17 protein-coding genes are annotated in these 21,856 nt (G+C 57.7%); 9 read left to right on the plus strand and 8 right to left on the minus strand.

Going from position 1 to position 21,856, the window contains the following annotated elements:
- Nucleotide 1: 1 nt before the first annotated feature.
- From ACR0AJ_RS08330 to ACR0AJ_RS08370, 9 genes are all read left to right on the plus strand, one after another.
- A complete protein-coding gene (locus ACR0AJ_RS08330) occupies nucleotides 2-403 on the plus strand; it encodes a hypothetical protein (protein ID WP_170349886.1) in 402 nt (133 codons plus the stop codon).
- A gap of 24 nt (nucleotides 404-427) precedes the next feature.
- Nucleotides 428-1,300, plus strand: a complete 873-nt coding sequence (locus ACR0AJ_RS08335; RefSeq protein ID WP_170349887.1) for a hypothetical protein — start codon at nucleotides 428-430, stop codon at nucleotides 1,298-1,300.
- A gap of 67 nt (nucleotides 1,301-1,367) precedes the next feature.
- The gene (locus ACR0AJ_RS08340; RefSeq protein ID WP_170349888.1) at nucleotides 1,368-3,410 is read left to right on the plus strand and encodes a dynamin family protein; all 2,043 of its coding nucleotides are present in this window, start codon (nucleotides 1,368-1,370) and stop codon (nucleotides 3,408-3,410) included.
- Nucleotides 3,407-4,693, plus strand: a complete 1,287-nt coding sequence (locus tag ACR0AJ_RS08345; protein ID WP_480740576.1) for a dynamin family protein — start codon at nucleotides 3,407-3,409, stop codon at nucleotides 4,691-4,693. Before ACR0AJ_RS08340 ends, ACR0AJ_RS08345 begins: the two co-directional genes overlap by 4 nt.
- Nucleotides 4,694-5,032: 339 nt before the next feature.
- Complete coding sequence (locus ACR0AJ_RS08350) at nucleotides 5,033-7,201, plus strand: serine/threonine protein kinase (protein ID WP_480740577.1); 2,169 nt, start codon at nucleotides 5,033-5,035, stop codon at nucleotides 7,199-7,201.
- A gap of 208 nt (nucleotides 7,202-7,409) precedes the next feature.
- Nucleotides 7,410-8,441: an FHA domain-containing protein gene (locus tag ACR0AJ_RS08355; protein ID WP_480740578.1), complete on the plus strand. Its 1,032-nt coding sequence runs from the start codon at nucleotides 7,410-7,412 to the stop codon at nucleotides 8,439-8,441.
- Nucleotides 8,442-8,444: 3 nt separating this feature from the next.
- Nucleotides 8,445-9,230: a PP2C family protein-serine/threonine phosphatase gene (locus ACR0AJ_RS08360; RefSeq protein ID WP_170349892.1), complete on the plus strand. Its 786-nt coding sequence runs from the start codon at nucleotides 8,445-8,447 to the stop codon at nucleotides 9,228-9,230.
- A 22-nt stretch (nucleotides 9,231-9,252) separates the two neighbouring features.
- Nucleotides 9,253-10,515 carry a substrate-binding periplasmic protein gene (locus tag ACR0AJ_RS08365; protein ID WP_480740580.1) on the plus strand — a complete coding sequence of 421 codons (1,263 nt, stop codon included), beginning with the start codon at nucleotides 9,253-9,255 and terminating at the stop codon, nucleotides 10,513-10,515.
- 44 nt (nucleotides 10,516-10,559) lie between these two features.
- Nucleotides 10,560-11,666: a transporter substrate-binding domain-containing protein gene (locus tag ACR0AJ_RS08370; RefSeq protein ID WP_170349894.1), complete on the plus strand. Its 1,107-nt coding sequence runs from the start codon at nucleotides 10,560-10,562 to the stop codon at nucleotides 11,664-11,666.
- Between the two features lie 284 nt (nucleotides 11,667-11,950).
- Here the strand turns inward: ACR0AJ_RS08370 and ACR0AJ_RS08375 are convergent, their stop codons facing one another.
- The 8 genes from ACR0AJ_RS08375 to ACR0AJ_RS08410 form a co-directional block, all read right to left on the minus strand.
- Entirely contained in the window at nucleotides 11,951-14,164 is a 2,214-nt protein-coding gene (locus ACR0AJ_RS08375) for an NADP-dependent isocitrate dehydrogenase (RefSeq protein ID WP_480740582.1), read from the minus strand.
- Between the two features lie 244 nt (nucleotides 14,165-14,408).
- Complete coding sequence (locus tag ACR0AJ_RS08380; RefSeq protein ID WP_480740720.1) at nucleotides 14,409-15,362, minus strand: tetratricopeptide repeat protein; 954 nt, start codon at nucleotides 15,360-15,362, stop codon at nucleotides 14,409-14,411.
- 319 nt (nucleotides 15,363-15,681) lie between these two features.
- Complete coding sequence (locus tag ACR0AJ_RS08385; protein ID WP_480662601.1) at nucleotides 15,682-16,707, minus strand: trans-3-hydroxy-L-proline dehydratase; 1,026 nt, start codon at nucleotides 16,705-16,707, stop codon at nucleotides 15,682-15,684.
- 9 nt (nucleotides 16,708-16,716) lie between these two features.
- Nucleotides 16,717-17,955 (minus strand): NAD(P)/FAD-dependent oxidoreductase, encoded by a 1,239-nt coding sequence (locus tag ACR0AJ_RS08390; protein ID WP_480740584.1) that lies wholly within the window; start codon nucleotides 17,953-17,955, stop codon nucleotides 16,717-16,719.
- Nucleotides 17,952-18,884 carry a 4-hydroxyproline epimerase gene (locus ACR0AJ_RS08395; RefSeq protein WP_170551915.1) on the minus strand — a complete coding sequence of 311 codons (933 nt, stop codon included), beginning with the start codon at nucleotides 18,882-18,884 and terminating at the stop codon, nucleotides 17,952-17,954. Before ACR0AJ_RS08395 ends, ACR0AJ_RS08390 begins: the two co-directional genes overlap by 4 nt.
- On the minus strand, nucleotides 18,875-19,834 hold the full coding sequence (locus ACR0AJ_RS08400) for a dihydrodipicolinate synthase family protein (protein ID WP_170349900.1): 960 nt from the start codon (nucleotides 19,832-19,834) through the stop codon (nucleotides 18,875-18,877). The genes ACR0AJ_RS08395 and ACR0AJ_RS08400 overlap by 10 nt, the downstream gene beginning before the upstream one ends.
- A 160-nt stretch (nucleotides 19,835-19,994) precedes the next feature.
- Nucleotides 19,995-21,053 (minus strand): ABC transporter ATP-binding protein, encoded by a 1,059-nt coding sequence (locus ACR0AJ_RS08405; protein WP_170349901.1) that lies wholly within the window; start codon nucleotides 21,051-21,053, stop codon nucleotides 19,995-19,997.
- Nucleotides 21,050-21,856 (minus strand): IclR family transcriptional regulator, encoded by an 807-nt coding sequence (locus ACR0AJ_RS08410; RefSeq protein ID WP_170349902.1) that lies wholly within the window; start codon nucleotides 21,854-21,856, stop codon nucleotides 21,050-21,052. The genes ACR0AJ_RS08405 and ACR0AJ_RS08410 overlap by 4 nt, the downstream gene beginning before the upstream one ends.

A 21,856-nucleotide genomic window follows, 5' to 3' on the forward strand; every position in this document is an offset into this window, starting at 1 on the left:
GATGACAATAGAAGCCGCATTGAACACCGCGATGGACACCATACCCGACTGCATTGCAGCCGGGTATGTCGATATGGAAACGGGGATGTTGCTGGCGACCAACACCTTGGACACAGACAGCGCGGACGTTCTGGACACTTTGGCCATTGCCGTGGCTAACCTGTTTCAGGGTCGCGGCGTCAAAGCCTTTGAGGAATTGTTGCGCTCGGCCACAGCAGAAGAGTCGGATAGTCCGGGATTTGGGGAAATCGCGGTGTTTTCGAACGATCGGCTGCACATCTTTCTGCGGACCCGGGAATATCCCGATCACGTGGTCTGCTACATCTGTCACAACAGCGCCAATGTCGGGTTGGCGTTGACTAAATCGCATCTCAGCCTGGGGCCGGTAGCGGCTGCAGTTTAGACCGGACCAGAGGGGGGTCACGGCATGATGGACACGGACATACTTGATCTGCTCGACGATATCGGTCGCGCATCTGTCGCCCGCCTGAATCCGGCGGTGACCGTACCAGGCGAAACTGCCCAGGCGCGGCGCGAAAAGGTTTTGCGTACCATTCGCGGCACCATCCTGCCCCGTCGGTTGGAATTCACCGCCGCCAACGGCGATTGCCTGGCGATTGAGGTCAACAGCTCTCGGGTGACGGATGTGTTTCGCGTGCAATCCGGTATTGCCCCGGATTTCGAAACGGAATCGCGTGAGGATCTGGCCGTCAAACTGGCGCAGCTGGTCACGGACATCGCCTGTGCTCCTGCTCCGCTTGAGCTTGTTTCCCTGCAACCAGACACGGCGCTTGAGGCGGATGACGTTGGCATAACCTACAGCGAGATCGAAACCGCCTGTGAAAACATAGAAGTGCCGCCAGAGCCGGTTATTTCCATTGTTGCGGATGCCGACCCGAACGAAATAGCATCCGCCGATGAAGCTTTGGAAAGCAAAGAAAACGACACTCTTGCGCAGCGTTTCTATGACGGGTCCGAGCGGTTTGCACAGGGGCGTGTTCTGGCAGCCGGGGCCGACGGGGCAGCACTGCAAATGGCAGGTGATTGCCAAGAAAATGGATCATTACACCCCGATTCTGACCTGCTGGCCCTCTTTGCCCGCGATCTTGCTGGTTGGAATGGCGACAGCGCCGCCGTGATGGACCATCCGCAATTGATTGTCATGCGCCCTTCGGGTGGCAAAGACGCCGGGCTGGCAATCCTGAACGATGGTAAAAACCTGGCAATGGCCGTACACGAGGCGCGCAAGCTGGGTGCCGTCGTCAATCTGTGGACCAACCTGAAGAGGCCGGGCGGATGATTTCGGCCATAACATTCAATTTTTCGACTAATTCTATCCGTGATTACAAGTTACCAGGGTAAAGTTTATGAGTGAGAACAACCGTCGCGAGTTAATCCGTATTGCCGATGACATGAACGGCACCTCTAATGAAGAGACCCGCCAGTTCATTTCGCGAATTGTCAGCGACCTGACGAATCTGAAACCTTCGATTGCCTTTGTCGGGCAGATCAAGGCCGGCAAATCCCGTTTGATCAACGGCTTCACCGGGCAGGCCGAATACCTGCCGTCGGATGTGAACCCGTGGACGACGGTGATTACCGATATGCATTTCGGCCACCCATCGGGACGCACCGCAGGGGCCGAATTCCACTTTTTCGACAACCGCCAGTGGCAAGCGCTGATCGCCGAAGGCGAAGAGCTGCGCAACATGTTCCCCGATGACGAGGACAGCTATAAGCGCGAAATGATCGAAGAGCAGGTCGAGGCGATGAAAACCCGCGCCAAACTGCGTCTGGGTGAAAGCTATAAACACCTGCTGGGTCAGCATCACGATCTGGATGACCTGAATTCAGACGATCTGGCGCGCTATGTCTGTGCCGGGGATGATCCAACCGAAGAGGGTGAGCACGACCCTGGATCAGATCGTGGTCTCTACAGCGACATCACCCGCAAGGCCGAGGTCTATTTCGACATCGGCCACTTCCCGTTCCCGCTGACGGTGACGGACACGCCGGGCGTCAACGACCCGCTTTTGATCCGCGAGGAGATTTCGCGCCAGTACCTCAAGGAATCCGACTTCTTTGTTGTGGTTCTGTCTGCGCATCAGGCCCTGTCCCGCGCCGATCTGAAACTGTTTCGCCTGATGCAGGCGCTGGAACTGGGTCAGATCGTAGTCTTCATCAACCGCGTCGACGAATTGGGCGGTGGAGCCGAAGATGCGGGCAAGGTCCGGGCCGATGTGATGGACGGTTTGGAAAAAGCACTTGGCAATTCGGATATCGATGTGCTGATGGGCAGCGCCCAGTGGGCGCACTATGCGCTGACCGGGGACGAAACAGGTATCAACCATGATGAGGTCCTGGCCTGGCTGCGCGCGCATCCGGAACAAATGAAGCAATATCTGGACGGGGTCGAAGAAATCAAACGCGGCTCGGGCCCGATCAGCCGCGAAGGCGTCTTGCGGTTTGCCGCCATGATCGCTTCGGGCTTGCCAGACCTGCGCCGTCACGTGACCAGTGCGCTGACCGAGGGACCGCGCAATGAACAGCTGCGGATGGCTTGGCAGCACCTCAACAGTTTTGCCCAAGGCGAGCTTGAGCGCAGCAAGGCCCATCTGCGCGTCATCGAAGAGGAAATCAGCCCTGCCCCCGACAGCGGTGACGAGAATAGTAAGACGCTCGCCGATCTGCGCACACTGGTAACGCAAAAAACCTCGGAAATCGTCAATGACATGGACGATGTTCTGGCCAATCTACGCGGGGTCATGGACGATACCGTGGCCGAGTCTGTCTCGGCTGTGGTTCGGGGACCGAATGGCGACTCACCCCTGCTTGCTAAGGGTGGGGATACCGAACTAAACTTCACTCCGCTGCGCGACCGAATGCGCGAGTTGGTTCAAGGGGCCACGCAAGTGGTGCGGCAGCGGATGCTGAGCGAATTGTACTCGATTGATATGCAAAGCAATGCCGCCTTGCGCGCCCTGCCCGGCTGGCAAGACCCAAGCGACAACCGCATGAATACCAGTGCCGTACGCTGGTTCCGCCCGGATACCACAGCTCTGACCCGCGGCATTACGGTTGAACTGCGGGTCAGCTGGCTGTCACGTCTGATTTCTCGCAAAAGCGTTGTCGCCCGCGCCGAACGCATGATCGTTCAGGAATTCGAGATGATCGGCGATGATCTGGTAGACACCGCCCGCAGCGATTTGTTGGAGCGCCTGAACACCGTTTTGGATCACTATCTGGCCTTGCTGGCCGGGCATCTTGAACATCGCATTGGAAGCGGCGAAACCAATGAGCGCACCGAGGCTCAAATGGCCTTTGATCAGGCACAGCGCATCGTGGCAGAACTAAGCGCAGTATTCGGCGCGGATGACGTAGACAAATTACTAGCAGAGGCGGCGGAATGATCGAATTTCCCGGAACCGAACAGGAAGTAAGACAACTTGAACGCTTTCTGACCGTGACCGAAAACCTGACAGCCGATGAGGCACTGGGCGATATGCGCGATAGAGCGCTGGCCCATGCCGAACGGCTGTCCAACGCGGTCAACATCGGTTTTGCCGGGGAATTCGGGGCTGGCAAGTCCAGCCTTGCCAATATGTTGGCCGGGGCCGATATCCTGCCCACCGGGCCACAACACCTGAAATTGCCACTGGTTATCGTCGCCTATTCCGAAACTCCGGAAACCACAGTGGGCTGGTGGGATCGTGAACCCAAGATTTATTCCGGCATCGCTCTGGAAAAAGCAGCCGCGGATGAACCCGATTTCATTTCGGTTGGGCTGAACACCCCTGCCCTGCAGGAAATCTCTTTGTTCGATCTGCCGGGAACCGGCGCGCTGGACGACAATTACAAAGAGACGCTCGATCTGCTGAAATTCGTCGATTGTGCGATCTGGTGTACCAACGGGACCAATGCCTGGCGTGAAACCGAACGGCATCTGTGGGTACAAGTCCCGCAAGAGCTGCGCGCCAATAGTCTGCTGGCCGTCACCCACACCGATCTACCGCATGTCAGCGAAGCACTGGATCGGGTTCTGTCGCGGCTCAACAAGGAAAAGGGCGATTTGTTCCGCTCGGTCGTGCCTATTGGCACGCCGGTTGCCGTCCGCGCCATGGCGCAGGAGCCCGAGCCCGATTTTACCCTGTGGGAAACTTGTGGTGGCCAAAATCTGGCGGAACAGGTTTTAGAGATCGCATCCGCCCGCCGTCTGGCTGACCTTGAAGCCGCACAGGCAGACCTGAAACAGGACTTTCTGCCCTTTCTGGAAACGCTGGACCTGCCCGAGGCCGAGCCGCAGCCGGCCGACATTGCCTCGATGCATGCCACGCTGGAATCCGCACTGCCGCCGCTTGAAAACCCGATCCTCGAGGACTGGCTGGCCGCAATTGCCAGCATCTATGAAGACCTGCGTGAATCGTCGGATATCGAACCGTCGGCCTTTTTGCATTCGTGCCAGGAAATCGTCGAAGATTTCGCCGAACGGTTAGAGCAAGGGGGCGAAATCGACCCCACGGCCGACTGGATCCCGGGCGAGTTCGAAAAGGCCACCGACCTGTTGTTGTTGTTGCAATTTGAAAGCGGTGACGCCCCCTTGAAGGACGCGATCAGCATTCTGGCACAGCTCAGCGATAACCTTGCCTGGGCAGGCAGCCGAGTGGATTCGGCGCAGCCAAAAACCGGAACCTGATAACTTCTCGTTAAAATTGAGTCGCGATACAGCGATTCGAATGCCCCAGAATCGCACCTAAAACTTTCTGACTCCGTTGACCAAGCGGAGACAAACAGTCGATCAGCTTGCATTTTGTGCAGGCTGATTTTCAACATTTAGAGATACTACCTCATCAAAATACAATATGTAGCATTGATCCGAAAACGGTCCATAGTGAAGCCATGAGGCGGCCCCAATAAAGTCAAATTTGAAACGTCTAACCGTCTTAAGTGTCCTGCGGTTGTGTTTGGTTGTGAGTTCGAGGGCGATTTAGCCCAGTTAAATAAACCGCAAAACGATCAGAACGGGCGGAAAGAAATGAGCCACAACCAGGCGGTCGGTGCATCGCACGACGAACCGAAAATTGAAGGACTTCAACCCGGCGCAAAACTACTGCGCGGTCAGTATGAAGTCCTGCGTTTCCTAAGCAATGGCGGCTTTGGGATCACCTATTTGGCCCGCGACAGCCTAGAGCGTGACGTGGTGATCAAAGAGTGCTTTCCGGGTGCCTTGTGCCGTCGCAATGGCGACACGGTCGAACCCGCCGATCCTGACCACAAGGACGATCTGCACGCCATCATTGATTTGTTCATTCAAGAGGCACGCAACCACGCGCGTCTGGTGCATCCCAATATCGTAGACGTCCACCAGGTCTTTGAAGACAACAACACCGCCTATATCGCGATGGATTTCATCAAGGGATGCGATCTGTTGGATTACGTTGAGAACTCCGACAACAAGGCCGGGCCGGATTTCATCGTACAGGTGACCGAAAGGATGTTGTCTGCGGTGTCCTTCATCCACCAAAGCGGCATGCTGCACCGGGATATCTCACCCGACAATATCCTGATCAACGAGAACGGCGATCCGGTGCTGATCGACTTCGGCGCCGCGCGCGAGCAAGCGGCACAGCAATCCGCGGCTCTGTTGACCCTGCGGGTTATCAAGGACGGTTATTCCCCCCACGAATTCTATGTGCGTGGCGCCGATCAAGGCCCCAGCAGTGACCTCTATGTGCTGGCCGCCACGCTGTATCACGCCATCAGCGGAGAACGCCCAATTGATGGTCAGACCCGCCTGAACGCATTCAACAATGACCAGGACGACCCATACTCTCCGTTGGCTGGGCAGTTCAAAGGCTACCCGGATGGGTTCCTTGAAGCGATCGACAAGGCGATGGAGGTTCACGTCACTGACCGCCTGCAAAGCGCGTTGGATTGGTTGCGCATGTTCCGCGGTCCGGGCGTGATGTTCGATACGTTCGACTATCGTCCGGTTTCCGTCATCGTTGCGATGGACCGTAAGGATGATGAGGTTGAAAAAGCCCGGATCAAAGCCGAAAGCGAAAACGCCGAGGCGGTGGTCACCGCACTACTGGCTGGCAACGCAGATCTGGCTCTGGGCAACGAAGATAAAGACGACGATGAACTGGCCAAGTTCACGTCCAAGGAAGACACGGCCGTCGCCGTTGACACTGTGGTTAAAAGTGGATCAGGCGGCAGCGGAAAACTGGTTGCGGGCATTGCCGTTGTTGTGGCCGGTCTGGCGGCGGGCGGATACTTCCTGATGACCAGCGAAAAACCGGAACCCGCGCAGGACATTGCAGTTGTGGCCGAACCCGCAACGACCGAGGCCACCACCCCAGCAACAACCCAGGTCGAAACTGAAACGGCAGCACCTGTCGAGCAGACTGCTGATACCGAAGCCCCTGTCGAGCAAGCGGCCAACACCGAACCTACGCCGGAACCAGTTGAACCGGCGCCCGTTACGGCAGAACCGACGCCAGAGCCTGTCGAGCAGACACAGGCCCCCTCGGCTGACACACAAGAGGCCCAAGCCCAGACAGCCGAACCTTCACCCGCGGTGGTTTCGTCGGGAACCCCTGCGGAAACGCAAGTTGCCTTCTCGCATTGGGATGTCGAGATTCCGTTCCAGTTCTCGCGACGTCGTGTATCCACCGGCAGCATCATCGCCGTTACCGGTGTTGACCCGGCACAAGACATGTCGGTGATCGGCGATTGGGTCACGCGCGGCGCTGCGATCTATACGCTGAATGGCAAACCCATCCGCGAGAATGCAAGCTTCGCCGCGCATGTTCTGGATGATCTGTCCGTTGATCCTGACGGGTATATCCGTGTGACCGCGCGTTATCGTCCGCTGGGCAAGACCTTGGCCCAGAACGGCTTGCTGGCCCTGCCTGCCATCCGTGTGATCGGTTTGGAAAACGGCATTGGCTTTACCGTCCGCAATGAAGACGGTCAAGGCTGGAAGGCGACTGTAACGAGCACCCCCACCGACACGGCGGGAAGCCTTCGGACTGGTGACGTTCTAATCTCGGAAGCGCAAACCGGGGCCATCCTGAACGAAGAAGAAAGCCTGGATGCCCTGCTGGAAGCTCTGGTTTCGGACAATCTTACGCAGGCCCGACTGACCGTGCTGCGCAACGGGGCCGAAGCTGAGGCCGTGATGCAGCTAGCGCAGGAGTAATCTGACCGGTTCGAAAGTGATCTGCCGCAAAGTGAAAGCGAAGGGTGGTGCCTGGAAATCCGCCACCCTGACGGGGACCGGCCCGTCGCGGCAGATAAAAGTTGGTTTGATTTCCACATTGTAAGTGCCGTTGTGCCGATGCGCGCAGAGGCGAGTAGCAGCCCCGCAGGACGAAAACCCTGTGTCAAAAAGCAAAGGTGTCGACACCATGTTCAAATATAAAAGCCCTCTCAGCCGGCTTCTCGAAGGTGCCGGCAAACCTAAAGAAGCAGAAACCGAAGTAGAAGTGGTCGCGGAAGAAGCCGCAGAGCCTGAGGCGGAAAAGCCCCAGCCGATTGCGGATTTCAACGCACTGCGTAACGCGCTGGCCGGTGGCAACATGTCGTCGGAATCCTACGAAGAAGCTGACGAACTGATCCCCGAAAAGGACATGCCCGAGTTTTCCGACGAGCCTGAAGAAGATGCCTCGGATGACGTCGTGGTGACCGAAGTGGTCGAAGAGGCCGAGGATAACATCTTCGAAACACCCGAAACCCAGCCCGAACCAGAAGAGCCGGTTGTAACCCTGCACATCGCCACCGACGAAGAGGTCGAGACGGAAGAACCCGCACAGGCCGAGGAGCCGCAGGAAGAGGCCATTCTTGAGGTTGTTGTTGAAACACTTGAGACCGCTCAGCCCGAGCCGGTTGAACCTGCGCAACCCGAACCAGTCGCTGAAATCGCGCCTGAACCAGAAATTACACCGGAACCGCCTCAGCCGGTTCAAGCGCCCGCCTCCGAGGACCGCCGTGGCCGCGTCAAGACCACGTTCCTTGGTTTTGAACGCGCCGACACGCACGTTCAGGAGATGATCGAAAGCGCAGAACCGGTAGCCAAGACCGAGACTGCGCAGGAAACCTTCCCTGTGGGTTGGCTGGTCGTAACCGCCGGACCGGGTCGTGGATCCTGCATCACCCTGACTGAGGGGCTGATGCAGATTGGCCGCAACGACGACCAGGCTATTCAACTGGACTTTGGCGACACCGGTATTTCACGCAGCAATCATGCGGTGATCGCCTATGATCCCGAAGACCGCAAATGCTATCTGGGTCACGGCGGCAAAGCCAACCTGGTCCGTCTGAACGGCAAACCGGTGCTGAGTACCGTTGCGCTGTCCAGTGGCGACCTTATCCGGATCAGCGAAACCTCAGTTCGATTTGCCGCCTTTTGCGATGACGGCTTTGACTGGCGGGATGCTTAATAGATGCTGGCGCAACCGGCATATGACATTGCTCTGATCCTGGAACAGGGTCAGCGCGACTCGCAGGAAGACGCGATCGCGGCGCGCATGTTCGATGCGGCCAATGCCAGCTATGTTGTCGTCGCCGACGGCATGGGTGGTCATGCGGCAGGCGAAGTCGCCTCGGATCTTGTGATTGCCGCCTGGCGCGAGGCCCTGGACGCTGAGCTTGAGTGCAATACCCCGACCGAAAGCGCGATAATCGACGCGTTGCCCTTGGCTGCCATGCAAGCCAATGCCGCAATTGCCGCGCGCTGCGAGGAAAACGGCGAGGGCCTCAACATGGGGTCTACCCTTTTGGGGGTGCTGTTGCTGGAACAGCGCGTGTTCTGGATTTCGATCGGCGACAGCCCGTTGTACCTGTTCCGCGACGGGGTGCTGCGCCAGATCAACGAAGATCACTCCATGGCTCCGGTCATTGACGCGCAGGTGGCCCAAGGCACTCTGACAGAGGCTGAAGCCCAGGTTCACCCGGATCGCAACCAACTGACATCAGTGGTCATGGGGGCCGAAATCCCCAAGGTCGATTGCCCGGAAGAGCCGCTGCACCTGACTGCAGCAGATGTGTTGATCCTGGGCAGTGACGGGCTGCAGTTCCTCAGCGACGCGGAAATTCAGACCATTGTGCAGGCCAACGCGCATGCATGGGCGCAGGACATCGCCGAAGCGTTGTTGCAGGCGCTTCACGCCAAGTTTGACCCCGATCAGGACAATGCCTCGATCGGTGTTGTGAAATTAACAAGAAACTAACCAAGGCAAAGATACAGGACCCATGAAAACCCATCTGTTCATATCCAGCCTGGCACTTGCTGCCGCGGCCGGAACCGCCTCGGCGCAAGAGGCGTGCTCAACCTACGAAATCCAATCAGGCGACAGCCTGCGCGAATTGACGATCAATGTGTATTCGACCGAGGATTTCCGCATCATCTTTGACGCCAACCGCGACGTGATCGGCAACAACCCGAACATCATCCGCGTGGGCGACGTGCTGACCCTGCCCTGTCTGGAAGATATCGGGCGTGCGCGGGAAGTTCCGCAAACGGAAGCAGAAGCCATGGCAGCCGAGATGGCGGCCGAACTGGTCGCAGCAGCCGAAAAGCGGGCAGCTAAAGCAATAGCCGAGGCCGAAGCCCGAGTAGCAGAAGCCGAGGCCGAAGCCAAAAAGACCAGCGAGGACGCGGTGGTTGCAGCCAAAGCCGCGGCCCGCGAAGAAATCGAAGCCGCCCGTGCCGAGGGTGCCGCACTGATCCGCGACGCGGATGGCGGGATCAGCCCCGATATTCGGGATCGCCAGTTGCTGCTGATCACCGGCGGCAACTATGCGCCGTTCACAGATGAGGCCCTGCCCCATCGCGGCCTTTATACAAATCTGGTGGAAACCGCGATGCTTCGGGCCGCACCCGAGCAGGCTTACAAGATTCAGTTCGTCAACGACTGGTCCTCGCATCTGGACCTGCTGATGCCGACACTGGCCTTTGACGGCACCTTCCCCTGGTCGCGCCCCAATTGCGAAACGGCCGAAGCCCTCTCGGAAAATGACCGGGCGCGGTGCGAGACTTACAATTTCTCGAACCCGTTCTATGAGGTTGTGGACACCTTCTTTGCCCGCGAAGGTTCGGGCTATGAACAGACGCTGACCTATGCCGATTTTGCGGGCACCACGATCTGCCGCCCCGAGGGTTGGTCACTGTCGCATATGGATGCAGTGGGTCTCTATGAACCGGCGATCACGCTGATGCGCCCGGTGTCACCGGATGATTGCTTTCACGCGGTTATGGAAGGCAGCGCCGACATCGTCGCGATCGAAGCTCACTTGGCCGTCGGTGCAATCAGCCGCCTGGGCTATGAGCATCGCATTCTCGAAAACCCCAACCTGGCGGCGATCAAGTCGCTTAACGTCATGACCCACAAAGATAATCCGGATGGGGAAGCGATCCTTGAGACGCTCAACCAGGGTCTGGCAATCATGCAGCAATCTGGCGAATGGCGTGACATCGTTTCGACCGCTCTGCGTCATCAAATGGAAAATGGCTAAGGCCTCAACCGGCCTGACAACTAAAAAGTCTGGAGGAAGTGGACATGTTTGAATTCAACCTGAAGAAAGTCGCGCTGTCGGCAACAGCCGTCACCGCCCTGAGCGCCGGAGCCGCCGCCGCACAAGAAGCCTGCACCAACTATACCGTCGCGGATGGCGACACGATGGCCACCATCGCCATCGCGGCCTATGGCACGTCGAACTATCAGCCGATCTTCAACGCGAACCGCAACCTGATCACCAACCCGAACGATCTGGCCCCTGGTCTGGTTCTTGCGCTGCCTTGTGAAGATGGCAGCCTGCCGAACGGTCAATCCGCTCAGGAAGTTATTGCGGCCGAGGAACAGCGTGCGGCAAGCGTCAAGCGTTCGAATGTCTATGCTCCGCCGATCAAGATGGTCGCGGGCAACGGATGGGAGCCATTTACAACTGAAACCCTGAACGGTGGCGGTATTATGACCCGTCTGGCAACAACCAGCCTTCAGCGTGCGGGCAACCAGCGCGAATACTCGGTCAGCTTTGTTGATGACTGGAGCTCGCATCTGGACACCCTGTTGCCGCTTGGGGCGTTTGACATCTCGATCGCATGGACCGTTCCGGACTGCACTAACCGCTCGTATGAGTGGTCTGAAGCTACCGAAGCCCGCTGCACGCAGTTTGTCGCATCGGTCCCGGTCTATGACATCGTGGGTGGCTTCTTCACACTGCCAGAAAGCGACTATGCAAGCGCGACTTCTTTCAAGGACCTTGAAGGCTCGACCATCTGCCGCATGGCAGGCTGGAGCATGGTGGTGCTTGAAGAGCAAGGCTTGAACCACAACAACACAACCGTGGTCCAGCCCAATACAGCCCGTGAGTGTCTGGATGCCGTATTGACCGGCACCGCAGATGTGGCGGCATTCGAAGTGGATCTGTTCGCATCGACAATGAATGACATGGGCTTGACCTCGGCTGACATCGTTGAAAACCCGTATGTATCCACCTTGTCCTCGATGAGCTTCCTCGCGCACCGCACCAACCCGTTCGCACGCGAATACATTGCGATGATGAACAAAGGCCTGATTGAGATGCGTGAGTCCGGCGAGTGGTACGCGATCATCTCGGATACCCTGCGTGAGCAGAACGAAAAGCTGAACGCAGCGTCGAACTGATCTTTTAGTTCACCTGAAACCCTTGGGGCCGGTCTTAGGACCGGCCTTTTTTGGTTTCTGGTACCGCTATTCGGTCAAATTCTTGGGGTTCAAATGCGGAGCCTACGGGAATCCCCTAATACCCGGAATAGCTCAGAGTGATATTCTGAAATCAACTATACCGGAGAGGCGCAGCCTCCCCACTCACTCAAAAAAGGGCCGACTTTTGGGGGTCGGCCCTTTTTTCTATTTTGATCTCTATTTTTCAGCGAAAAAGCCACGCCTAAAGGCGTGACTTTCGGCGATCAGCCGATGATCGCATTCAATGTTGAGCTGGGGCGCATCACAGCGGCGGCCTTGGCCGGGTCGGTGTGATAGTAGCCACCAAGATCGGCAGGCGCGCCTTGCGCGGCGGCCAGTTCACCCAGGATCTGACCTTCCTTTTCGGCCAGCTCTTTTGCGATTGGCGCAAATTCGGCCGCAAGGTCTGCATCGTCGGATTGCGCCGCCAGTGCCTCGGCCCAATAGCGCGCAAACCAATAGTGGCTGTCGCGGTTGTCGGGCTGGCCAACTTTACGGCTGGGCGATTTGTTGTTGTCCAAAATGCCCTGTGTCGCGGCCTCGGCTGCGGCACCCAGAACACCTGCCTTGGCGTTGCCTTTGCTGTCGGCCAGGAAGTTCAGCGATTCACCCAACGCGCAGAACTCACCCATCGAGTCCCAACGCAGGTGGTTTTCCTCGACCAACTGCTGCACGTGTTTCGGAGCCGAGCCACCAGCACCGGTTTCAAACAGGCCACCGCCATTCATCAGCTTGACGATGGACAGCATCTTGGCCGAGGTGCCCAGTTCCAGGATTGGGAACAAGTCCGTCAGGTAATCCCGCAACACATTGCCGGTGATGGCGATCGAATCCTTGCCAGCGGTGATCGTTTGCAAGCTTTGCTGGGTCGCTTCGCGCGGCGCCATGATCAGGAACTTATCCGCCACGCCAGCGGCCTCAAGCGCCGGTTTGACGTATTTGATCAGCTCTGCATCGTGGGCGCGGTTTGCGTCCAGCCAGAAGATCGCCTCGGATCCTGTCAGACGCTGGCGGTCCAATGCCAGCTGAATCCAGTTTTCGATCGGAGCTTTCTTGACGGTGCACGCGCGCCAGATATCGCCAGCCTCCACCTCATGTGACAGCAGGACGTCACCGTTAGCCAGCACGATGCGGATCACGCCATCAGCAGGCGCTTCGAACGTGGTCGGATGCGAGCCGTATTCTTCGGCTTTCTGCGCCATCAGGCCAACGTTGGCGACAGCACCGGCTGTGGCCGGGTTCAGCGCGCCATTGGCTTTGAAGAAGTTGATCGCCTCATCATAAACACCGGCATAACAGCGGTCAGGGATCACACAGTTGGTGTCGCCCTTGGCGCCAGTCTCATCCCAACCCTTGCCGCCCGCGCGGATCACTGCGGGCATCGAGGCGTCGATGATCACATCCGACGGTACGTGCAGGTTGGTAATGCCCTTGTCGCTGTCGACCATGTACATGGACGGACGGTCAGCTTTCAGGGCGTCAATGGCGGCGACGATCTCGGCGTCGCCTTTGACGCGGTCCAGCAGATCACCCAGGCCCGAGTTCGGGTTCACACCCAACGCATCCAGCTCAGCGCCGTATTTTTCGAACACCGGCGCCAACCAGGCTTTGACGGCATAGCCAAAGATGATCGGGTCCGACACTTTCATCATGGTCGCCTTCATATGAAGCGAGAACATGGTGCCGTCTTTCTTGGTGTCCTCAATGGCTTCGGTCAGGAAGGCAGACAGGGCTTTGACCGACATAAAGGTGGCGTCCGCCACGGTGCCTTCGTCCAGCGGCCAGCCGTCTTTCAGGACAGTCACGCTGCCATCTTTGCCGAGGAATTCGATCTTTGCATCGCCCGCTTGTGCCGCGGTGATGGTGGCCGATTTTTCGTTGGCATAGAAGTCATTGCCGGACATCGACGACACTTTGGTCTTGCTGTCAGCGGCCCATTCTCCCATCGAATGCGGGTTTTTCTGGGCATAATTCTTGACGGCCTTCGCGGCGCGACGATCGCTGTTGCCTTCGCGCAGAACCGGGTTCACGGCCGAACCCTTGATGGCGTCATACCGCGCGCGGATCGCCTTTTCCTCTTCGGTCGAAGGCTCTTCGGGGTAGTTCGGGATATCATAGCCCTGCGATTGCAGTTCTTCGATGGCCGCAACCAATTGCGGGACCGAGGCCGAGATGTTCGGCAGCTTGATCACGTTGGCCTCGGGCGTTTTCACCAGCTCACCCAACGCGGCCAGATCATCGGTGATGCGCTGTTCGTCGGTCAGGTTTTCGGGGAAGGTCGAAAGAATACGTCCTGCCAACGAAATATCCTTGGTTCCAACACTGACACCCGCGGCGCCGGCGAATTTGCGAATGATGGGCAGGAAGGACGCGCTGGCCAGCTCGGGCGCTTCGTCTACAATGGTATACAATATATCGAAGTTCGAATTTTCTGCCATATTCTTTTACCTTTTTTCAGCCTTTCGGGGCGTGCGATCCAAGAGTAGCGCCACATCTGCGTGGCTGGTACTGGGGCGCGGGAATCCAAGCGCCCCAATGGTGACTCTGATTTGACAGGGTCTCCCTTAAATCAGGTTTGCCTTGGGATCAATCGTCTAGTGGGGGCGCAAATTGACACGGGTCGTAAGATTACAGGGCTATACGAGCTGGAAAATGCTAAACTTGAGCCGGCAATCACTTTCTCTAGTTACCTGATGTCGCATTTTCCGAGCGAAAGCTGAGGTTCTCCAACAACTTCCCGGCTTTTATAACGTAGTCTGCAACCGCTTCGTTCAGATGTTTAGTCGACCCAGCATAGGCTTGTGGCGCAACTGACACCCCTCGCTTGCTAAACATGTCCAAGACCGCTTTTCGGCCTTTGTACGCAAGCGTTGGTAGAGCACTCTCTAATTCTGGTGTCGCCAAATCCGGGCGACCCATAACCGCAAAAAGATGACCGCGCCACAACGCTTCTCTTTTGTCCTTCCACAAATGCCAGTTAATAGCCGCGTAGAACCATCTTTTAATGAATATTCCTTTTAAATGCTCATCGCTTTCATTCATGTACGCAGCAAGCCTCTGAACGTATTCTATCCCCTGCTCTTCCTCTCCAATTGTAAGGTGGATAGTTGCTTGCATCAGCAACACCCCTTCTACATCCGAAGTCAAACGATCAACCTCTGACACTGCCTCCAATGCGCGCGAGAGGTCCCCTGTGTAGCCAAGGTGATAGTAAACTCGCACATTGTGAACCCAAGCCTGTTCCGGCCAACGCGTTGAAGCCTGATCCAAAAACGCCTTTACCCCATCTTTCCCGTCAATACGATTTAGTAAGCGTGCAACCGCATAACCGCTTTTGCTGCTGTCCGGCTTTATCTCGAGCACCCGTTTATGACCTTGGGCAGCGTCTTCAAGACGCCCATGTTTTTCGTCAATTTTCGACTTTTCAAGCAAGGCATTGATGTTGTTCGGATCAATTTGCAGCGTTTTGGCATACTCTGGTTCAGCCGCATCGAAATTTCCCTGTGCGTCCAACGCCATGCCGCGTCTTAGATGCGAGGTCGCATCGTTCGGTCGCAGGGCCAAAGCCGCATCATAGTTGGAAATGGCCTCAGCGTAACGCCGACCGCAGTAATAGGCCCACCTCCGCGCCTTCATCAGTTCATTTCTCTGATCCGGAGTGAGCCCATCGACCTCTATCAATGCCGTACATGCCGAAACAACCGTAGCCGTACTGCCATTGTTGCCTAGACATGTTGCGGTCAGCTGCGTGTATTTCGCTTCCAATCTGGAAGGTGAATTAAACGAAAGCAGCAATCACAATGATCAGGGCAGCAAGGCGTATATGCATCAAGGCTCCTTTGGGTCAGAGATACTCACCTTTAAGTGGTGATCCTCGACCCATTCTCAAGATGCCTAAGCCGTCAACCTGCTGTAAGTGAGCCATAAAAACCACACGCGCAACCTTGGCGATCAATCACACGCCCCAGGTGTCACTCAACCGGTATCCCCCGGGCCAGGGGTCATCTGGGTCCAGCATGTGCTGGTGGATGCCGGTGATCCAACCACGGCCGCTGATCTCGGGGGTGATGGCCGGGCGGTCGCCGACGCGGGTTTCGGCGACAATCCGACCGGTAAAGCGAGAGCCGATGATCGACACCGCCTCGAATGTCTGGCCGACCGTCATCTGCCCCTTGGCCGCCATCAATGCCATACGCGCCGAGACTGCGGTACCGGTGGGTGACCGGTCAACTTTGCCCGGTTGGATGGCAACTGCGGATTTGCCGGTCAGGCCAGTCTCGGTGGTCTCAAGCGGGCCACAAAAGGCGCAGAATGAGATGTGGCTCCAATCCGGGTTCTCGGGATGGGCAAAGCCAAGCTGTTCGTTGGCGGCATTCGTGATCGCCACACCCATGCGCGCAATATCGCGGGCCTCATTTTCAACAATCTCGATCCCAAGCGCGGCGGCGTCGACCACCACAAAGCTGTCGCCGCCGTAGGCCGTGTCCACGGTCAACGTGCCAACGCCCGGAACCTCCAATGGCACTGCGATCTTGTCGGCGAAACTTGGCAAGTTCTGCACGTGAATACGCTGGGCCTTGCCGTCCCGGCATTCTGCGCGGACCCGGACCAATCCGCCCGGCGCCTCGAGCGTTATGTCCGTTTCCGGTTCCTGCATCGGGATGATCCCGCCATCCAGCAACACCGTCGACACGCAGATCGAGTTCGATCCCGACATGGGCGGCGTGTCTTCGGGCTCCATGATGATAAAGGCGGCGTCCGCCTCGGGGTTTTTGGGTGGCACTAACAGATTGACATGGCGAAACACGCCGCCGCGGGGTTCGTTCAATACGAAATTGCGCAGAGTCTGATCCTGGGCGATGAACGAGCGCTGTTCCCACAGGGTTTCTCCGGGCGGTGGCTGGACCCCGCCGACGATGACATCCCCCACCTCACCTTCTGCATGGGCCGAAATCACGTGAATGGTTTTGATGCTGCGCATGTCTTGTCCTTAGAACCGGGTGGCGGAAAAAGGGGTTAGGGAAATCTGAGAAGGTTGACCGTCAATCAAAGCTCCGACTAATTCAGCCGTTCCTGCCGATTGCGTCAGACCCAGATGACCGTGGCCAAAGGCATAAATGACGTCCGGCGCGTTCGGCGAGGCTCCGATCACCGGCAGACTGTCTGGCAGGGATGGGCGGAACCCCATCCACTGCGATCCCCCATCGGTGTTCAATCCGGGCAGGAATTGCACCGCTTTTTTCAGCAACGCGTCCGCTCGTTTGTAATTCGGCGGAAGGGTCAGCCCACCCAATTCAACCGCTCCGCCGATCCGAACGCCGCCATTGATCCGCGTGGCGACAAACCCGTGGCCCGCAAATGTCAGATGCATGCGCAGGTCAAACGCACCAGCAGGAAGGGTAGTGTTGTAGCCACGTTCAGTCTCAAGCGGAATCGCGTCGCCCAGTGTCCACGCAAGGTGATGCGACCATGCGCCAGCACACAGAACCACCTTGGCTGCCTTTTTCTCACCGTCAGACAGTGCGATCCGAACGCCGCCTTCATCAGCAGTCAGCCCGCGCGTGTCATGAATTTCAATCTGCCCTCCGCGATCGCGAAAGGTCTGGGCCAGATGCGCAACCCATTTCTTTGGGTCGACAGTGTTCATCCAGTTCGGCGTGAACCCTGCATGGGTAAAACGGGGGCTCAGGCCGGGTTGTTTTTCGGCAAGTGCCTCGCGACTGTCCAGCAGTTCGAAATCGATCCCATGTTGGCGCCGCAGCTCCCACTCGGGCAGGCTGTCGCGGAACTCGGCCTCGCTTTCGTACAGCTGCATTTGTCCGTCACGCCGCATCATCGCTTCGCCGTTCACCGAAGTAACCAAACGGTCCAAAGCCGCGCAGGACAAGTCCATCAGACGCGCCTGCGCGCGCAGGTGGTCTTGATACCGTCCCGGTCGGCTGGCCCGCCAAAACCGGTACATCCACGGCGCGATTTTCAGTGCATAAGCAGGTGGTACGGACAGCGGCCCCAGCGGGTCCAGAAGCCATTTAGGTGCCTTGTGCATAATCCCTGGCTTTGCCAGAGGTTCGACCTCGGAAAAGGCAAACGCGCCTGCGTTCCCGGCCGAGGCCTGTGCTGCAACACCCTCACGATCCAGAACCAGAACGCGATGGCCCCGGCGCTGCAACTCAAGCGCGGTTGTGATGCCGATCACGCCAGCGCCGATCACGACGACCCGCGAGGTCATAGGTTGATGCCCGCCTTGAAGGGGTCATTGTCCCCAAAGATTAGCGTCGCCTCGGCCATAATATGGGCCCGCCCGGTTATCGACGGGATGACTCCACCATTCGTGCCGGGCTGATAGGACAGGTGATAGGCGCTGCCGATGACGCTATGTTGCACAATCTCTTCGCCGGGTTTCAGCACCCCATCAGCGGCCAGACAGGCCAGACGCGCGGAACTGCCGGTGCCACAGGGGGACCGGTCATAATTGTCGTCCGGGCACAGCACAAAGTTGCGACCATGGACCGTCGGATTATCCGAAGCGTCCTGAAAGATCACATGGTCAATCGGTTCACCCTGTTCTCCGCCAATCCCTTGCGCAATCGAGGCCTCTCGGATCGCAACGGTCATATCGGTCAGCTGAGGGATATTTTCGGTTTCCACCGGTATCGGGCTGGGATCGACAATAAAGAACCAGTTGCCGCCATAAGCCACATCGCCGGTCACCGCGCCATAACCCGGCACATCCAGCGTCACCCCGCGATGCACCCGGCGGCTTTCGATATTCGTGACGGTGACAGTGTTGGCGTCGTGCAGGTCGACCGTCACGATCCCAGCAGGCGTTTCAATGCGATGTTGTCCAACACCGATCCTCCCCAGATGGGCCAACGTGACGGTTAGCCCGATGGTTCCGTGACCGCACATGCCCAGCACGGCATCCACGTCAAAATAGATCACGCCAGTCACACAGGTCGGATCAACCGGCTCGACCAGCAGCGCGCCAACCATGGCAGGCTGACCGCGCGGCTCTAACATGATCGAGCGATAGAACTCCTCATGGTCTGTCGCCAACCGGTGGGCGCGTTCGCCCAACGGGCCGGAACCCAAATCGGGTGCGCCACTTAGGATAACCCGTGTGGGTTCGCCCCCGGTGTGGCTGTCGATCACATGCATTCAGCGATTACTCCGCCCTGTTTGGACCAGTCGGCGAACCATGTGCGGAATAGGTCATATTGCTGTTCGCAATAGTTGCGCTGCGCACCTGTCAACTCGTCCGTTTCATTGAAGTGCAGACGGTATTCCTGTTCCCCGTTCAGCACCAGAAGATGCTTGTAATACAGCACCAGGTCCGGACCTTCGTCAAAGCTGGACAGCACATGGATCGCCTCGGTCAGCTCTCGCGCGCGCTGGCGGGCCTCGGCATGGCCTTGGGCCGCCTTTTTGGACAACCCGGCCAGCAACAATGCCTCACGCGGCAAGGCGGTGCCTATCCCGGTGATCGAGCCCGTCGCGCCGCAATTGACAAAGCCATGATAAACCTCGGTATCCACGCCAACCATCAGGGTGACCTGATCATCCTGACTGGTGATGTTCTCGGCCGCATAACGCAGATCTTCCTTGCCGCCGAATTCCTTGAATCCGATTAGGTTTGGATGCTCGGAGCGCAAGGCAAAAAACAGGTCTGCCCGCGTGGCGAATCCGTAATACGGGCTGTTGTAGATGATCGCGGGCACATCCGGCGCGGCGGTCAGGATCGCCTGGAAATGGTTCTTTTGCGCTGCCGGAGAGCTGCCACGCGACAACACGCGCGGGATCACCATCAGGCCAACCGCCCCAACCTTTTGCGCATGGGCCGCATGGGCCACAGCAGATTTTGTATTGATGGCCCCGGTCCCGACCACCACGGGCAACCCTGCATCGATCAACCGTTCAACACCCTCCATCCGCTGTGCGTCTGTCAACAACGGCCAATCCCCCATCGAGCCGCAATAGACCACCGCTGACATTCCCGCGTCGATCATCTGCTTTCCCTTACGCACCAGCGCGTCGAAATCAGGCGTGCGATCAGCCTTACAGGGGGTCATAAGAGCAGGCATGGTGCCGGTGAAAACATTGGTCGTCATCGAAGTTTTCCTTCCAAAAGGCAACGTAGAGGCGGGTTGAATTCACCCTTTTGACTCGCCATAACGGATATTGGATACAAAATCCAGAAAATTTACGACTGACAAAAAACGCACCAGATCACAGAGACCGGTGCGTTTTGCTTCACTCAGGATCTTGCGATTACCGGAACCGTTGCCCGGTTTCAGGATCGAATAGCATTGCACGATCTGACCGCACGGTGATACCGATACGCTCGCCTTGCCTGCTACGCTGGTCTTCGCGCTCTTCAATGATCAGCTTGTCGCCATTGGGGGTCAACAGATAGGTATAACTTACCCCACCAAGCGCTTCGGTCAGATCAACGGCGCAGGTTTCGGCTGCACGATCAACTTCGATATGTTCGGGGCGGATGCCCAGGGTCACCTTGTTCAGACCCGCAGGTACATTGGCCGTCACCTCCAACGGTGCGCTAAGGGCGGGATGCGAGACTTTACCGTCCGCAAAATCACACTCCAGAAAATTCATCGCGGGCGAGCCGATGAACCCCGCAACAAAGCGGTTGTCCGGGTCGCGATACAGATCCATCGGCGCGCCGACCTGTTCAATCCGGCCGTCCCGCAATACCACGATCTTGTCGGCCATGGTCATCGCCTCGACCTGATCATGGGTCACATAGATCATCGTTGCGCCGATCTCATTGTGCAGCCGCGCGATCTCCACCCGCATCTCGACACGCAATTCAGCGTCGAGGTTAGACAGAGGTTCGTCGAACAAAAACACCTCGGGTCCCCGCACGATGGCGCGGCCAATGGCAACCCGCTGACGCTGACCGCCAGACAGGGCCTTGGGCTTACGCTTGAGGTACTGATCCAGCTTCAGGATATTCGACGCCTGCTGAACCTTTTGGTCGATCTCGGATTTGGCGACCCCGTTCATACGCAGACCAAAGCCCATGTTCTCGGCCACAGTCATATGCGGATACAGAGCGTAAGTCTGAAACACCATCGCCACGCCGCGCTTGGCCGGATCCATATGGGTTACGTCTCGCGCACCAATATTAATCTGACCCTCGGTCGTCTCTTCAAGCCCCGCGATCATGCGCAGCAAAGTGGATTTGCCGCAGCCAGAGGGGCCAACGAAAACACAGAACTCACCATCTTCGATGTCCAGATCAATACCGTGGATTACCTGCGTCTCGCCATATCGCTTGATCGCCTGGTTCAGAGTAACTCCGGTCATGTCGCTTGCATCCTGTTGTTGTCGGCGCTTTGGCGGGTCTCGGGGAACCGCCAGGCCTGTGCTTCGGCTCCGATCTGTTCGGCCACTCGGCGAACACGGGGAATCCAGGTTTCCAATTGTTCGAAATTCATCCGCTCGGTCGATCCGGTGACCGAAATTGCCCCCAGCATCCGCCCGCCCGACGTCAGAATCGGACAAGCGATGCAAATAATGCCCGGCTCGTGTTCTTCATCGTCGATGGCATAGCCGCGACTGCGGATCAGGTCGAGGTCAGCGCGCAGCGCCGCCTCAGAGGTCAGGGTTTTATCCGTGAATCGGTGATAGCTCTGCTGAGAAACGGCGCGCTCCAGCGCGACCTCATCCAAATACGCCATCATCGCCTTACCGACGCCGGTACAATAGGCCGGGCCGACCTTGCCCGCCTGCGAATACATCTCGATCGGTTGCGCGGCGTTGCGCTTGTCGACGTACAGAACCTGACTGGCATCCAGCTGCGCCAGATGCACCGTTTCCCCAGTCTCTGCGCTCAAAGCATCCAGAAACGGCCGCGCTATCGGCGCCAATGAGCTTTGTGTCCAGGCCGAATGCGCAAGCCGCACCAGCCGCAAACCGGGCGTATAGGTTTGCCGATCAGGGTCATATGACAACATGCCCTGATTGGTCAGCGTTTGCAGAAACCGATAGAGCGTAGCCTTGGGGAAATCGCTGCTCTCCAATAGTTCCGCAAATCGGACCGGGCGCGCAAAAGCCGCCACCTGATCCAGCACCTCACATGCTTTTCCTATTGTTCCGTCACCTGCCAC

Source organism: Ruegeria sp. CJ9 (assembly GCF_056536625.1).